Annotated in this window: 11 protein-coding genes; 6 read left to right on the top strand and 5 right to left on the bottom strand. The window is 71.6% G+C overall.

Features of this window, described 5'->3' with window-relative positions; translation table 11 throughout:
- Together mdoH and BDK63_RS17545 are read right to left on the bottom strand one after the other, a co-directional pair.
- Positions 1-1,958, bottom strand: a 1,958-nt coding sequence (mdoH, locus tag BDK63_RS17550; RefSeq protein ID WP_183334343.1) for a glucans biosynthesis glucosyltransferase MdoH, incomplete at its 3' end; no start/stop codon positions are given.
- Positions 1,930-3,492, bottom strand: coding sequence for an OpgD/OpgG family glucan biosynthesis protein (locus tag BDK63_RS17545; RefSeq protein WP_246386297.1), 1,563 nt, complete (start codon positions 3,490-3,492; stop codon positions 1,930-1,932). The genes BDK63_RS17545 and mdoH, both read right to left, overlap by 29 nt.
- A gap of 224 nt (positions 3,493-3,716) precedes the next feature.
- On the opposite strand from BDK63_RS17545, the gene BDK63_RS17540 reads away from it, so the two are divergent.
- On the top strand, positions 3,717-5,285 hold the full coding sequence (locus BDK63_RS17540) for an alkaline phosphatase family protein (RefSeq protein ID WP_183334341.1): 1,569 nt from the start codon (positions 3,717-3,719) through the stop codon (positions 5,283-5,285).
- On the top strand, positions 5,282-6,688 hold the full coding sequence (locus BDK63_RS17535) for a mannose-1-phosphate guanylyltransferase/mannose-6-phosphate isomerase (protein WP_183334339.1): 1,407 nt from the start codon (positions 5,282-5,284) through the stop codon (positions 6,686-6,688). Before BDK63_RS17540 ends, BDK63_RS17535 begins: the two co-directional genes overlap by 4 nt.
- A 12-nt stretch (positions 6,689-6,700) precedes the next feature.
- On the opposite strand, the gene BDK63_RS17530 is transcribed toward BDK63_RS17535, so the two are convergent.
- The 3 genes from BDK63_RS17530 to BDK63_RS17520 form a co-directional block, all read right to left on the bottom strand.
- Positions 6,701-7,624, bottom strand: coding sequence for a lysophospholipid acyltransferase family protein (locus tag BDK63_RS17530; protein ID WP_183334337.1), 924 nt, complete (start codon positions 7,622-7,624; stop codon positions 6,701-6,703).
- A gap of 3 nt (positions 7,625-7,627) precedes the next feature.
- A complete protein-coding gene (locus BDK63_RS17525) occupies positions 7,628-8,017 on the bottom strand; it encodes a DUF4870 family protein (protein ID WP_183334335.1) in 390 nt (129 codons plus the stop codon).
- 76 nt (positions 8,018-8,093) lie between these two features.
- Positions 8,094-8,504 (bottom strand): VOC family protein, encoded by a 411-nt coding sequence (locus tag BDK63_RS17520; protein ID WP_183334334.1) that lies wholly within the window; start codon positions 8,502-8,504, stop codon positions 8,094-8,096.
- A 40-nt stretch (positions 8,505-8,544) separates the two neighbouring features.
- Here BDK63_RS17520 and BDK63_RS17515 point away from each other — a divergent pair, with 40 nt between their 5' ends.
- From BDK63_RS17515 to BDK63_RS17500, 4 genes are all read left to right on the top strand, one after another.
- Positions 8,545-9,183 (top strand): class I SAM-dependent methyltransferase, encoded by a 639-nt coding sequence (locus BDK63_RS17515; RefSeq protein ID WP_183334333.1) that lies wholly within the window; start codon positions 8,545-8,547, stop codon positions 9,181-9,183.
- Positions 9,184-9,418: 235 nt separating this feature from the next.
- On the top strand, positions 9,419-10,834 hold the full coding sequence (locus tag BDK63_RS17510) for an MFS transporter (RefSeq protein ID WP_183334332.1): 1,416 nt from the start codon (positions 9,419-9,421) through the stop codon (positions 10,832-10,834).
- Between the two features lie 97 nt (positions 10,835-10,931).
- On the top strand, positions 10,932-12,725 hold the full coding sequence (locus tag BDK63_RS17505; protein WP_183334331.1) for an acyl-CoA dehydrogenase: 1,794 nt from the start codon (positions 10,932-10,934) through the stop codon (positions 12,723-12,725).
- 71 nt (positions 12,726-12,796) lie between these two features.
- Positions 12,797-14,428, top strand: coding sequence for an acyl-CoA synthetase (locus tag BDK63_RS17500; protein WP_183334330.1), 1,632 nt, complete (start codon positions 12,797-12,799; stop codon positions 14,426-14,428).
- The last annotated feature ends 64 nt before the right edge of the window (positions 14,429-14,492 follow it).

The following is a 14,492-nucleotide window of genomic DNA, read 5'->3' as shown; positions in this document are numbered from 1 at the left end:
TCTTCGGCCTGCCCCCGGCGCCCCTCACCAGAGTCAGAATCTACAGCCTTGGCGCGATCCAGTATCTGGCTGGGCATCTCCCCGTGGCACTCGGGGGGCGGTGGCCCTAGGGCCAGCGTCTCGGCATCGGTCGCGTCGCCGGCGGCGAGGTTGCTGTGTGCTTCCAGCAGCCCGGCATGGGCCCGGGGCTCCGGGGTGCGCAGCAGGCCGACTCGCTCCAGCCCGGCGGCGGTGCGGCGGCTGCCGCTGGCCCGCACCAGCAGCGGCGCCAGCGCCAGGCCCACCCAGACCGGCGCCAGCCAGGCGACCAGCACCGGCACCTGCCAGGTCACCAGGGCGATCCACAGCGCCCCGAGCAGCGCGAAGGGGGCGGTGTGGCGCAGCGCCGCTCGCCAGGGCACGGCGCGCCCCTCGCGGTGCTGGGTGCCCCACTCGACGCTGGTGCCGGTCAGCACGCCGATCACGAAGGCGCTGTGGAAGGCCATCATGATCGGCGCCAGCAGGATGGCGGCCAACCCCTCCAGCAGGGCGCTGGCACAGAGGCGCACTCGCCCGCCGAAGCCGGCGGCGCGTCGCCCCAGGGCGAGCAGCAGGCCCAGCCCCTTGGGCAGCAGCAGCAGGGTGGCGGTCATCGCCAGCAGCGCGGCGATCAGCTCCGGCCGCGCCCGGGGCCAGAAGGGGAAGAGCTGCTCGCCGCTGCCGAAGTAGGCGGGCTCGCTGCGGGCGATCAACACCGCGTCCAGGCTGCCGGCCAGCAGGATGACGAGCCACAGCAGCGAGGAGACAAAGGCGGTGGCGCCGAGCAGGAAGTGCAGCCGGCTCAGGGGGTGCAGGCCGGGTGCCGCCAGCAGGCGCAGGTGCTGCAGGTTGCCCTGGGTCCAGCGCCGGTCGCGCCGGGCATAGTCGAGCAGGTTGCCGGGCATCTCCTCGAAGCTGCCGGTCAGGCGCGTCTCGAGCTCTACCTCCCAGCCGGCGCGGCGCAGCAGTGCGGCCTCCACGAAGTCGTGACTGAGGATCTCGCCGCCCAGCGGCGGGCGGCCGGGCAGGCGGGGCAGGCCGGCATGGTCCATGAAGGCGCCCAGTCGCAGGATGGCGTTGTGCCCCCAGTAGTTGGCGGCATCGCCCTGCCAGGCGCTCTGACCGGCGGCCAGCATGGGCGCGTAGAGGCTGGCCGCGAACTGGGACAGGCGGCCGAACAGGGTGAGCTGGCGCACCGGCAGCGGCACCGTCTGGATCAGCGCCACGCGGGGGCGCGCCTGCAGGGCGCGGACCAGCCCCAGCAGCGTCTCGCCCTCCATGCGGCTGTCGGCATCCAGCACCACCATGAAGTCGAAGCCCGTCCCCCAGCGACGACAGAACTCCGCCAGGTTGCCCGCCTTGCGCCCGGCGTTGCCGGCGCGGCGCCGGTAGTGCAGGGCCAGGCGGCCCGCGAGGCCAGCCTGGAGCCCGGCGATGGCCCGGGCCTCCGCCGCGGCGATGGCCGGGTCGGTGGTGTCGCTGAGCACGAAGAGCGTGAAGTGATGCGCCTGCCCGGTGGCGATCAGCGACTCGGCGGTGGTCGAGAGGGCCGCGACCACCTGCTCGGGTGACTCGTTGTGGATCGGCATGGCCAGCACGGTGCGCCGGGTGATCGGCAGGGCGCGTTCGTCGGCAACCCGGGGCCGGCGGGCCAGGGTCAGCGGGTCGCGATCGGCGAGGAGCAGCAGGAAGCCGGCCACGGCGGTCCAGAAGCCCACGGCGATCCAGGCAAATATCGCACTGAAGAGCACGAGGATGCCCCACTGCAGCGGGGTGATGCCCCCCGGCTGCAGGATGCGCCACATCAGCCCGGTGCCGACCAGGGTGGTCAGGGCGACGAGAAGGGCAAACAGCGCCCGGCGCGTGGCCAGCCAGGGCAGGCCGGCATCCTGCCCGCGGCGGGCGGCGAGCCTAGCGCTGCTCGTCGGGATGCCAGACATGGTTCCAGGTCTCGCTGATGACCTCGCCGTGCAGGCTCAGGCGCAGGCGCAGGTCGCTGGGCTGCCGGCCGTCGGGGTCGAGGCGGAAGGAGGCGCGCCAGCCGCGGCCCTGCGGCAGGGGGCGGGCCTGCAGGTGGTGGACCTCGCCGCGACTCGCCGAGAGCTCGGCTTCCACCGGCTGGTCGGGGGAGAGCCCCTCGAGCTCCCCGCCGGCGAAGTCGACCATGAAGTGGCGCCGGCTGCGGGGCGGCGGGCTGGGGTCGCCGGGCACGCCGCCCCAGCCCTGGCGGGTGCGGATGACCCGGGCCGGTGCCGCCGCGGCGGGCTCGGCGCCGAAGGTGTGGGTGCGGTAGCGCAGCTCGCGGTGCTCGCCGGCGGCAAGCGGCGTGTCGCTGACCCAGAAGGCGACGATGTTGTCGTGGGTCTCGTCCGGCGCCGGGATCTCGACCAGCTGCACGCGGCCCGCGCCCCAGGGGGCCAGGGGCTCCACCCACTGGCTGGGGCGGCGCTCGTAGCGGGCCTCCAGATCCAGGTAGCGGTCGAAGTCGCGTTCGCGCTGGGCCAGGCCGAAGCCGCCGGGGTCGTGGTCGAGCAGCGAGGAGACCCGCAGCGAGCGGGGGTTGGTGAGCGGCCGCCAGATCCATTCGCCGCCTCCGGTGAGCACCAGCAGGCCGTCGGAGTCGTGTACCGCCGGGCGGTGGTCGTCCACGGCCCGGGGGGTGGTGTCGCCGTGGGCGAACATGCTGGTCAGCGGCGCCACGCCGAGCCGCTCCACGTCGCGGCGGGCGAACAGCCGGGCGGTCACCTCCACCTGGATATCGCGCCCCGGGGCGATGTCGAAGCGGTAGGCGCCGGCCAGCGACGGGCTGTCGAGCAGGGCCAGCACCGTCATGCGGGTGGCCTCCGGGGCCGGCCTCACCAGCCAGAACTCGCGGAAGGCCGGGAACTCCTCGCCCCGGGGCAGGGCGGTGTCGATGGCCAGGCCCCGGGCGGAGAGGCCGTAGCCCTGGCCGCGGCCCACCAGGCGGAAGTAGGAGGCGCCGAGGAACACCGCGAACTCGTCCTGATACTCGGCGCGATTGAGCGGAAAGTGCAGGCGAAAGCCGGCGTGGCCGGCGCCGGAGAGGTCCCGCTCCGGCAGCCCGGCGGCCGCATCGTCGTAGCGGAAGCGGGCGGCGTCGAAGTCCAGCGCGGTCACCTCGCCGTTATCCACCGTGTGCAGCCGGACGGGCGACTCGAACAGGAAGCCGGTGTGGAAGAGCTGCACCGAGAAGAGTCCCTCGTCGTCCCACAGGGCCGCCTCGGGGCGGAAGCGGATCTGCCGGTAGGTGTCGTAGTCCAGGTCGCGTAGCGCCTCGGGCAGCGCGCCCGTGCCGGGGTCGTGGGGGCGGGCGGCCAGCGCCTCGGCCTTTTCGGTGACGGTGGCGAAGAGGGCGTCGACCTCCCCCGGGTCGGTTGCGGCGACGGCCGGCGAGGCCAGCAGCAGCGCCATGGGCAGGCATGCCGTCAGGCGGGGGTGTCGTCTCAGGGGCATCGCGTCTCTCCCGGGCTTGCTGGCTGGTGCTGCAGAACAGTGTCGTCTCGGACGGTGGATCCTGCACGCGCGGCTGGCGAGGATCTTTATGGTACAAGTCTTGTACATATCTTTTGATATGTACATAGTTTTCCCTGGGCTACGCTCTCAGGGTGGCCCGACACGTCCGCCCCGGCGGCCCAAGCCTGGCTCACGAGCCTTCCGAACCCGAGGATCTCCCCGCGATGCTGCGACTGCTGGGCCTTGCCGTCCTGCTCAACCTGCTGCTGCTGCTGCCCCTGTGGCTGCGCTTCGGGGAGATCGCCACCCGCTGGGTCGCCCTGGAGGCGGTGCTGCTTACGGCCCTGCTGGTGCTGCTGCCGGCCGGTCGGCTTCCCTGGCTGCGTCCGCTGCTGACCCTCACCGTGCTGGTGGCGGTGCTCGCCGGCCTTGGGGATGCGGCCACTCACCTGGCCTTCGGGCGCTCGCTGAACCTCTATCTGGACCTGCCGCTGCTGCGCTCGGTCTTCCACCTGCTGGAGGGCAACCTGGGGACCTGGCTGGCCTGGGTCGCCTCCCTGGCGGGCCTGCTGCTGGTCGGCCTGATCGGCTGGGCGCTGAACCGGGGATTCCGGGCCGGCCAGCGGCAGGCCACCGGTGCTGCGGCGGTAACGGTGGCCGCCCTGCTGCTGGTGGCCAGCACCGCCCTGATGGCGGCCCAGTGGCATCACCAGCGCTGGCTGCCCGTGGCCCGGGCGCCGGTCATGGACACCCTGCGCTTCCAGGGCGAACAGCTGGTCGAGACCCATCGCGCCCAACGCGACTTCTCGGCGCGCATGGCGGCGGCCCCCACCCGGGCCACCGCGCTGCCGGGGCTGGCCGGGCGCGACGTGCTGCTGGTGTTCGTGGAATCCTACGGGGTCTCGGCGGTGTTCGATGACCCCTTCGCCGAGGTGGTGGCGCCGCGGCTCGACGAGATGGCCGAACGCCTGGCGGCCGCCGGGCTGTCGGTGGCCACGGGGGTGCTGGAGGCGCCGATCCGCGGCGGCCAGTCCTGGCTCGCCCATGCCAGCACCCTGGGGGGCCTCGAGATCGACAACTCGCTCTGGTACCGGCTGATGCTGGCCAGTGACCGGCCGACCCTGGTGGATGACTTCCGCGCCACCGGCCACCGTACCCTGGCGGTGATGCCCGCCATCACCCTGGCCTGGCCCGAGGGCGAGGCCTACGGCTTCGACGAGCTCCACGCCGCCGCGGACATCGACTACGCCGGGCCGCCGCTGCACTGGGTGACCATGCCCGACCAGTTCACCCTCCACCACTTCGAGCGGCGCATCCGCCAGCCCCGGGAGGCGCCGCTGTTCGCCCAGGTCGCCCTGATCTCGAGCCATGCCCCCTGGACCCCGATCCTGCCGGTGCTCGACGACTGGGACGCGGTAGGCGACGGCAGCATCTTTCATCGGTGGGCGGACGCCGGCGACTCCCCCGACGTGCTCTGGCAGGACCTGGCGCGGGTGCGCGAGCACTACGCCCGCTCCCTCGACTACGCTCTACATGCCAGCGCCCGCTGGGCCGAGGCGTTCGTCGACGACGACACCCTGTTGATCCTGCTGGGCGACCACCCGGCCGCACCGCTGGTCATCGGCGACGAGGCCGGCTTCGGGGTGCCGGTGCACGTGATCAGCGGCGATGCCTCACTGCTCGCCCCCTTCCTGGCCCGGGGCTTCGTGGCCGGCATGCGACCCGCCTCCGACGAGGCGTTCGCCGGCCTGGATGCCCTGCGCCACTGGCTGCACGAGGACTTTGGCCCATGATGACCCCCGTGATCCTGGCCGGCGGCAACGGCGTGCGGCTCTGGCCGCTGTCCCGCCGGGCGCGCCCCAAGCAGTTCCTCTCCCTGGAGGAGGACCGCAGCCTGCTGGCCCGCACCCTGTCCCGGCTCGAGGGGCTGCCGCTGGCACCGCCCATCGTCATCTGCCAAGAGGCGCATCGTTTCCTGGCCGCCGAGCAGCTGCGCCGGGCCGGCGTCCAGGGCGCGACCCTGCTGCTCGAGCCCGAGGGGCGCGGCACCGCCCCGGCCATCGCCCTGGCGGCCCTGCTGGCCCATGGCGAGGGGCGCGAGGGGCCGCTGCTGGTGCTGCCTTCGGACCATCACCTGGGCGACGAGGGCGCCTTTCGCGAGGCGGTAGCGAGCGCCGCCCGCCTGGCCGACCGGGGGCGGCTGGTCACCTTCGGCGTGGTGCCGACCCGCGCCGAGACGGGCTTCGGCTACCTCCAGGCCGGCGACCCCCTGGGCGGTGAAGGCTTCGTGGTGGCTCGCTTCGTCGAGAAGCCCGCGATCGAGCGGGCCGAGGCCTTCCTCGCCGCCGGCGACCACTACTGGAACAGCGGCATCTTCGTGATGCGCCCGGCGGACGCCCTGGCGGCCCTGGCCACCCACGCCCCAATGATCCTCGCGGCGTGCCGCGAGGCCCTGGCCGGGGCCGCCACCGACCTGGACTTCCTGCGCCCCGTCGAGGCGGCCTTCCTGGCCTGCCCGGCGGACTCCATCGACGTTGCGGTGATGGAGCGCACCGACCGGGCGGCCATGGTGCCGCTCGACGCGGGCTGGAGCGACATCGGCTCCTGGCAGGCGCTGTGGGAGGTGCTGCCTCACGACGCTGACGGCAACGCCCTGCAGGGCGACGTGGTCTGCGAGGCGAGCCGGGGGCTGCTGGTGCATGCCGAGTCGCGGCTGGTGGCGACCCTGGGAGTGGCGGACCTGGTGGTGGTCGAGACCCGTGACGCGGTGCTGGTGGCCGACCGCGCCAGCAGCCAGGCCCTGCGCGGCCTGGTCGACCGCCTCGAGGCCGGTGGCCGCCCGGAGACCCGCCAGACCCCCACGGTCTTCCGCCCCTGGGGCCACTACGAGACGGTGGACGCCGGCGAGCGCCACCAGGTCAAGCACATCACGGTGAAGCCCGGTGCCCGGCTGTCGCGGCAGCTACACCACCACCGCGCCGAGCACTGGATCGTGGTCAGCGGCACCGCCCGGGTGACCCTGGACGACGAGACCTTCCTGGTGGGGGAGAACGAGTCGACCTTCATTCCCGTGGGGCGGGTGCACTGCCTGGAGAACCCCGGGCTGATTCCCCTGGAGCTGATCGAGGTGCAGTCCGGCAGCTACCTGGGCGAGGACGACATCGTGCGCCTGGACGACCGCTACGGGCGGGAGTGATGAGCCAGAGCCTCAGTAGAGCCGGAACGCCTGGTGGTTGGGCACGCCTTCCTGCTCCTCGACTACCTTGCGGTAGCGCTTGTACTCCCACTGGTACTGGGCCGGGTCCAGGGCGATGGCGGCCTCCACGCAGGCGTTGACGCCGGTGGCGGACTCGGCCTCGTCCGGGGAGCAGACGCGTTCGTCGGCGGCCAGGAAGTGTATCTCGAAGCCGCGACCGGGAATGCGCCGGGCGACGCCGGTGACCACCCGCGCCTCGGTGCGCGCCACCAGCTTGGGCAGCAGGGTGGCGGTGTAGGCGGGGCGGCCGAAGAAGGGGGCGAAGACGCCACTGCCCCAGTCCGGCTCCTGGTCGGGCAGGATGCCGATCGCCTCCGAGCGCTTGAGCGCCTTGAGCAGGGCGGCGACGCCCCGGGGGTTGGTGGGCACCAGGCTCGCCCCCATGCGCTCGCGGCCCCGGCGGATCACCGGGTCGAGTTCGGCGATCTTGGGTGGCTCGTACATGGCGGTGAAGGGGAAGTGGCCGGAGAGCCAGAAGTTGAGCACCTCCCAGTTGCCGAAGTGCGGCGCCAGCACGATCACCCCGCGCCCCTCGGCGCGGGCCTCGTCGAGCAGTTCACGCCCATGCACCTCGAGGATCGACGCCTCGACCCGTTCGGGGGCGCCCATCCAGGCGAAGCCGAGCTCCAGCATGGTGGCGGTGGAGTGGGTCAGGCTCTCCCGGGCCAGTCTGCGCCGCTCGGCGGCGCTGCGCGCCGGGTAGACCTCGGCCAGGTTGATCTCGGTGACCTCGCGCTCGCGCCGGCTGAAGCGGTGCACCAGCGGGCCGGCCAGGCGCGAGAGGCGCCACAGGGTGCCTAGCCGTCGGCCGGCCAGGGCCTTCCACAGCGTGCCGATGGCGCGGGCCTGCAGGGATGTCGAGCGGGTCTCGGCCATGGGTCAGAACAGCCAGGTGTCCACGTTGTCCGGTGCGCGCTTCTCCTGCAGGCCGCGGAAGCCCTTGACGCAGCGCACGATCAGCCACACCGCCAGGGCGATGAGCAGGGGGATGCCGATGGCCACCAGCACCAGTATCGAGGCGAGGGTGGCGTAGAGCAGGCCGATCCAGAAGGTGCGTATCTGGTAGCGGTAGTGCTCGTCGAGCCACGCGGGCCCCTTGCCGCGGTAGACGTAGGCGATCACCACGCCGATCACCGAGGTGAAGCCCACCACGAAGCTGGCCAGGTAGAGCGCGTAGACCACCATGGGCATGGTGGTGTCCGGGGATTTGCGTGGTTCGAGGATGACGTTGTCGTTCTGGACCCCGTCATGGCGGAAATCGTCGTTCATGGGTCGTCCCTGAAGCTGGGCGAGTGTCAGGCGCCCATGATACCGGCCGCCGGCCACAATGCCACCGGCGGCGGGCTCAGTCGGCGGCGTCTTCCGCCGGGCTCTCCGGGCGCAGGGGGCGGCTGATTTCGATCAGGTTGCCGTCCGGGTCGCGCAGGTAGAGCGACTCCAGCAGGCCGGTGGCGCCCTGGCGGGGGACCGGGCCGAGCTCCACCTCCACCTCCAGCGCCTCGAGGTGGCGGGCCACCTCGTCCAGCGGCAGCAGGCTGCGCAGGCAGATGTCGATGCTGCCCGGAGTCGGGGTCGCCGCCCGCGGCTCGATGTCGGTGGCGGTCCAGTGCAGGCGCAGGGCCAGGTCGCCGAGGATCAGGTCGACGCGCTCGCGGTCGCGATAGCGCACCTCCAGTCCCAGCACCCGGGAGTAGAAGTCCACGGCGCGGGAAATGTCGGTCACGGTGATGACCAGGTGATCCAGACCTGACAGCATTCGGTTCTCCTTGGGGGATTGTTCTGGCACAGAGGATACGATGATGCTGACCTGCCCGCTATGCGCATCTGCCGACACGGCCTTCTACCATCGCGATGCGCGGCGTGAGTACCTCCGCTGCCGGCACTGCGCGCTGGTGTTCGTGCCGCCGGCCTTCCACCTCGGCCCGGAGGAGGAGCGGGCGGTTTACGACCAGCACGAGAACTCCCCGGACGACCCGGGCTACCGCCGCTTCCTGTCGCGACTCTTCGACCCGCTGCGCGAGCGGCTCCCCCCCGGCGCCCGGGGGCTCGACTTCGGCGCCGGCCCCGGGCCGACCCTCTCGGTGATGTTCGAGGAGGCGGGGCACCCCATGGCGATCTATGACCCCTTCTATGCGCCGGATGCGAGCGTGCTGGAAGCCGAATACGACTTCATCACCGCCACCGAGGTGGTCGAGCACCTCTTCGCGCCGGGGGAGGAGTTGGCGCGCCTGGTCGACCGGCTGCGCCCCGAGGGCTGGCTGGGGGTGATGACCAAGCGGGTCACCGATCGCGAGGCGTTCACGCGCTGGCACTACATCCTCGACTCCACCCACGTGGCCTTCTTCAGCGAGGCGACCTTCCGGTGGCTGGCCGAAGAGCGGGGCATGGCCGTCGAGTTTCCCGCCGCCGACGTGGCGCTGCTGCGCAAGGCCTGACACGCGAGGCGGACGAGGCGATTTCCGGAGGTTCTTGCCGAATTTTCGAGCCATGGCGGAGGAAAATCCTGTCATGTCGCCGGAAGGGTAGGAAAGCGATTGACTCGCCGCCAGCCGAGCGTATGATTCGCGCGCTTCGGAAGCGCTCCTGCGACCTCGCCGCCCCCTCCGGGCGGGCGAGACGGGGCACTTTCTGCCACCCTTCCCGTTTTCCCCCTTCGCTGTGAGGCTCTTCATGTCGCGGCAACTGCTGGCCATGGCCCTGGCTCCCCTGCTGGGGCTCTTCATCCTCGGCATCGGCAACGGCTTTCTGGCCACGGTGATCACCCTGCGCCTGGACGCCGCCGGCCAGTCGGCGGTGGTGATCGGCTGGGTCTCCTCGGCCTACTTCATCGGCCTGGCGCTGGGCGCCATGCTCAACGACCGCCTGCTGCTGCGGATCGGCCATATCCGCGCCTACGGCAGCTTCGCCTCGCTGGTGGCGGTCACCGTGCTGCTGCAGGGGCTGGTGGAGCATCCCTGGGCCTGGTTCTTGCTGCGCCTGATCGGCGGCTGGGCCACGGTGGGGGTCTACCTGGTGATCGAGAGCTGGCTCTTGACCGCCGGCGACCAGAAGGTGCGCGGCCGCCTGCTGGCGCTCTACATGATCTCGCTCTATGCCGCCGGGGTGCTGGGCCAGCTGCTGCTGGGCGTCACCGAGGCCTTGGGCGGGGCGGCCTCCTTCATGGTGATTGCCATGCTGGCCTCGCTCTCGGTGCTACCCATGGCGATGATCCCGCGGGTCTCGCCGCTGATCGAGAAGGCCGAACCGCTCTCGCCGCTACGCCTGATCACCCTGACCCCCACCGGGGTGATGGGCAGCTTCGGTTCGGGGGTGGCGGTGGCGGCGGTCTACACCCTGCTGCCGCTCTACCTGCAGCGCATCGGCCTGCCGGTGGACCGGATCGGCCAGATGATGGCGGTGGTGGTGCTGGGGGCCATGCTGCTGCAGTATCCGGTGGGCCGCTGGTCCGACCGCCACGACCGGCAGCTGGTGCTGATCGCCATCGGCGCCTTCTGCACGCTGATCTCGGCGGCGGTGCTGTGGCTGCCGATGAACCTGTGGATCCTGGCCGGGCTGCTGTTCCTGCTGGGTGGCGGGGTCTTCTCGCTCTACCCGGTGGCGGTGGGCCACGCCGCCGACCGTGCCCCGGCCGGCGCCCTGGTGCGCATGAGCCAGGGCCTGCTGCTGATCAATGCCATCGGCTCGGCGCTGAGCCCGCCGCTGGTCTCGCCGGTGATGGGGGCCCTGGGCGATGCCGGCCTGTTCTGGGCCTTCGGCGCCCTGGGACTGTTCCTGGTGGCCTTCTTCGGCTGGCGGCGCAGCGTGCGCCCGGCACCGGTGCCGGTGGCGCCGTTCTCGCCCTCCACCCCGATGTCCTCGGTGGGCGCCGAGCTGGCGGTGACCGAGGAGCTGATGCAGGGGGCCATGGAACACGAGCACGTGGAGGACCTCTCCGGGGCGGTGCCCGAGGTGGCGGTGGCCGAGCCGCTGGTCGGCCCGCCGCCGCCCGACGAGGCGCATATCGCCTACTTCGACGAGCCCGAGGCCGCCGAGGCGCCCGCCCAGGAGGAGCTGCCCGGCATCGAGCCGCTGCCCGCCCGGGGCTGAGGCCGGGACGGCGGGGGGGGGTAAGACCTTGGGATAATGGCCGGCGAAAAGTAGTGAATCTACTATCGCCGTTATCATTTTTCCCAGAGGTGCTTCCATGACCCCCTTTGCCGCCCCCGTCCGCGACCTCCGTTTCGTGCTGGAGGAGCTGCTCGAGCACGGCTCGCTCTCGCTGCCCGGCTTCGAGGAGGCCAGCCCCGATCTGGTGGAGGCCGTGCTGGAAGAGGCCGCGAGGCTTGCCGGCGAGGTGTGGGCCCCGCTCAACGCCAGCGGCGACCGCCAGGGCTGCACCCGGCGCGACGACGGCAGCGTGACCGTCCCCGAGGGGTTCGCCGACGCCTACCGCGCCTACGCCGAGGGCGGCTGGAACGGCATCGGCGTCTCCGAGGCGCTGGGCGGCCAGGGGCTGCCCGAGGTGGTGGCCAGCGCCGTGCAGGAGATGCTCCACGGCGCCAACATGGCACTCGGCCTGTGCCCCATGCTCACCGCCGGGGCCATCGAGGCCCTGGCCCACCACGGCAGCGACGAGCAGCAGGCCACCTACCTGCCGAAGCTGGTCGAGGGCACCTGGACCGGCACCATGAACCTCACCGAGCCCCAGGCCGGCTCGGACCTCTCCAAGGTGCGCACCCGCGCCGTGCCCCAGGAGGACGGCAGCTACCGGCTGTTCGGCCAGAAGATCTACATCACCTGGGGCGAGCACGACGCCGCCGAGAACATCATCCACCTGGTGCTGGCGCGCAAGCCCGATGCCCCCGAGGGCAACAAGGGGATCTCGCTGTTCCTGGTGCCCAAGTTCCTCGTCCATGAGGACGGCTCGCTGGGCGAGCGCAACGACGTCACCTGCGCCTCCATCGAGCACAAGCTGGGCATCCACGGCTCCCCCACCTGCACCCTGAGCTTCGGCGAGGGGGAGGGCGCCATCGGCTATCGGGTGGGTGAAGAGGGCCGCGGCCTCAACCACATGTTCACCATGATGAACGAGGCCCGCCACAAGGTGGGGATCCAGGGCATCGGCGTGGCCGAGCGCGCCTGCCAGCACGCCTTCGCCTATGCTCTGGACCGCACCCAGGGCCGCAGCCCGCGCTCCGGCCGCAGCGACTGCACCATCAGCGACCACCTGGACGTACGCCGCATGCTGCTCTCCATGCGCGCCCGTACCGACGCGCTGCGTGCACTCGCCCTCTACTGCGCCGCCCAGCTCGACCTGGCCCGCCACGCCGCCGACGAGGGTGAGCGTGCCGCCGCCCAGGCACGGGTCGACGTGCTGATCCCGGTGGTCAAGAGCTTCTCCACCGACCAGGCCGTGGAGGTCGCCTCGCTGGGCATCCAGGTGCACGGCGGCATGGGCTTCATCGAGGAGACCGGCGCCGCCCAGCTGCTGCGCGATGCGCGCATCGCCCCCATCTACGAGGGCACCAACGGCATCCAGGCGCTGGACCTGGCCGGGCGCAAGCTGCAGCGCGACGGCGGCGCGGCCCTCGAGGGCCTGATCGACCGGGTGGAAGCGACCGCAGCGGCCCTCGCGGCGAACGCCGACCACGCCGCCCTCGGCGAGAGCCTGGCCGCGGGCGCCGCCGACCTGCGCGCCGCCATGGCTGTGGTGCTGGAAGCGGGCGCCGACCCCGAGCAGGGCGCCGATGCCGTCCAGGCCTACGCCACCCCCTTCCTCAACCTGGCCGGCCACGTGCTGTGCGCCTGGCAGATGGGCGAGGCGGCCCTCAAGGCCAGCGCGGCCATCGCCAACGGCCGCGACGAACCGTTCTATCGGGCCAAGCAGCAGAGCGCCGACTACGCTATCCGTCAGTGGCTGCCGGTGGGCCGCGCCCAGCGTGCGGTGATCGAGGCCGGCATGGCGAGCCTCGCCGCCTTCGACGCCGCCGCCCAGTAGTTCTGCCTTCCCCTCGCCGCCGGCCCCGCGCCGGCGGCGTGCTTCCCGGACACACCTCCACGGAGCCAATCATGAGCCAGAGCATCTTCGAACAGGGCCTGCCGCAGACGCCGGCCAACCACGTGGCGCTGTCGCCGCTGACCTTCATCGAGCGCACCGCCTCGGTCTACCCGGACTACCCGGCGGTGGTCTACGGCGAGATCCGCCGCGACTGGGGCACCACCTGGGAGCGCTGCCGGCGGCTCGCCTCGGCGCTGTCGAAGCGCGGCGTCAAGCCCGGCCAGGCGGTGGCGGCGATGCTGCCCAACGTGCCGGCGATGTTCGAGGCCCACTTCGGCGTGCCCCTGGCCGGCTGCGTGCTCAATACCCTGAACATCCGCCTGGACGCCGAGGCCATCGCCTACATGCTGGAGCACGGCGAGGCCAGGGCGATCCTGGTCGACCCGGAGTTCAGTGATGTGATCCAGGAAGCGGTGGCCAAGCTCGAGGACAAGCCGCTGATCATCGACGTGGCGGACGAGCAGTTCCTGGCCGAGGGCCGGTCCATCGGCGAGGTGGAGTACGAGGCGCTGCTGGCCGAGGGCGACCCGGCCCACCCCTACCGGCTGCCCGAGGACGAGTGGCAGGCGATCTCGCTCAACTACACCTCCGGCACCACCGGCAAGCCCAAGGGGGTGGTCTACCACCACCGCGGCGCCTACCTGAACGCGGTCAGCAACATCCTGGTGTGGGCGATGCCCCACCACCCGACCTACCTCTGGACCCTGCCGATGTTCCACTGCAACGGCTGGTGCTTCCCCTGGACCATCGCCGCCGCCGCCGGCACCAGCGTCTGCCTGCGCAAGGTCGAGCCGAAGCGGGTCATGGACCTGATTGCCGACGAGGGAGTGACCCACTTCAGCGGCGCCCCCATCGTGCTCAACGGCCTGGTCAACCTGCCGGACGACCAGAAGCGCGACTTCGACCACCCGGTGAAGGTCACCACCGCCGGCGCGGCGCCGCCCGCCTCGGTGATCGCCGGCGTGGAGAACCTCGGCATCGACGTGACCCACGTCTACGGCCTCACCGAGGTCTACGGCCCGGTGACCTCCTGCGCCTGGCGCGCCGCCTGGGATGAGCTGCCCATGGAGGAGCGCGCCAAGCTCAAGTCCCGCCAGGGCGTGCGCTACCACATGCTCGAGGCGCTCTGCGTGGCCGACCCCAACACCCTGGAGCCGGTACCCAAGGACGGCGAGACCATCGGCGAGATCCTGATGCGCGGCAACAACGTGATGAAGGGCTACCTGAAGAACGCGGCGGCCACCGAGCAGGCCCTCGAGGGCGGCTGGTACCATACCGGCGACCTCGCCGTCTGGCATGCCGACGGCTACATCGAGATCAAGGACCGTTCCAAGGACATCATCATCTCCGGCGGCGAGAACATCTCCACCATCGAAGTGGAGGACGCCATCTACTCGCACCCGGCGGTGGAGGAGGCCGCGGTGGTGGCCAAGCCCGACGAGAAGTGGGGCGAGACCCCCTGCGCCTTCGTCAAGCTCAAGGTGGGCTATGGCGAGGTGACCGAGGCCGACATCATCGCTCACTGCCGCGAGCGCCTGGCGCACTTCAAGGCGCCCAGGACGGTGATCTTCACCGAGCTGCCCAAGACCTCCACCGGCAAGATCCAGAAGTTCGTGCTGCGCGAAGAAGCGCGCAAGCAGTAGCAGCAGATCACAAAAGCCAATCGCCCTTGACTCAAGCGAGGAGCGTCCGGGGGCAAGCCGAAGG

The organism is Halomonas campaniensis (assembly GCF_014193375.1).
In the GTDB taxonomy this organism is placed as follows: domain Bacteria; phylum Pseudomonadota; class Gammaproteobacteria; order Pseudomonadales; family Halomonadaceae; genus Halomonas; species Halomonas campaniensis.
This window is presented reverse-complemented; position numbering and strand designations above follow the sequence as displayed.

Excerpts from the sequence above, each read along its gene's own strand:
- BDK63_RS17535 (WP_183334339.1), top strand. The coding sequence starts at position 5,282 with ATGATGACCCCCGTGATCCTGGCCGGCGGCAACGGCGTGCGGCTCTGG.
- BDK63_RS17530 (WP_183334337.1), bottom strand. The coding sequence starts at position 7,624 with ATGGCCGAGACCCGCTCGACATCCCTGCAGGCCCGCGCCATCGGCACG.
- BDK63_RS17545 (WP_246386297.1), bottom strand. The coding sequence starts at position 3,492 with ATGCCCCTGAGACGACACCCCCGCCTGACGGCATGCCTGCCCATGGCG.
- BDK63_RS17540 (WP_183334341.1), top strand. The coding sequence starts at position 3,717 with ATGCTGCGACTGCTGGGCCTTGCCGTCCTGCTCAACCTGCTGCTGCTG.
- BDK63_RS17505 (WP_183334331.1), top strand. The coding sequence starts at position 10,932 with ATGACCCCCTTTGCCGCCCCCGTCCGCGACCTCCGTTTCGTGCTGGAG.
- BDK63_RS17520 (WP_183334334.1), bottom strand. The coding sequence starts at position 8,504 with ATGCTGTCAGGTCTGGATCACCTGGTCATCACCGTGACCGACATTTCC.
- BDK63_RS17510 (WP_183334332.1), top strand. The coding sequence starts at position 9,419 with ATGTCGCGGCAACTGCTGGCCATGGCCCTGGCTCCCCTGCTGGGGCTC.
- BDK63_RS17500 (WP_183334330.1), top strand. The coding sequence starts at position 12,797 with ATGAGCCAGAGCATCTTCGAACAGGGCCTGCCGCAGACGCCGGCCAAC.
- BDK63_RS17515 (WP_183334333.1), top strand. The coding sequence starts at position 8,545 with ATGATGCTGACCTGCCCGCTATGCGCATCTGCCGACACGGCCTTCTAC.
- BDK63_RS17525 (WP_183334335.1), bottom strand. The coding sequence starts at position 8,017 with ATGAACGACGATTTCCGCCATGACGGGGTCCAGAACGACAACGTCATC.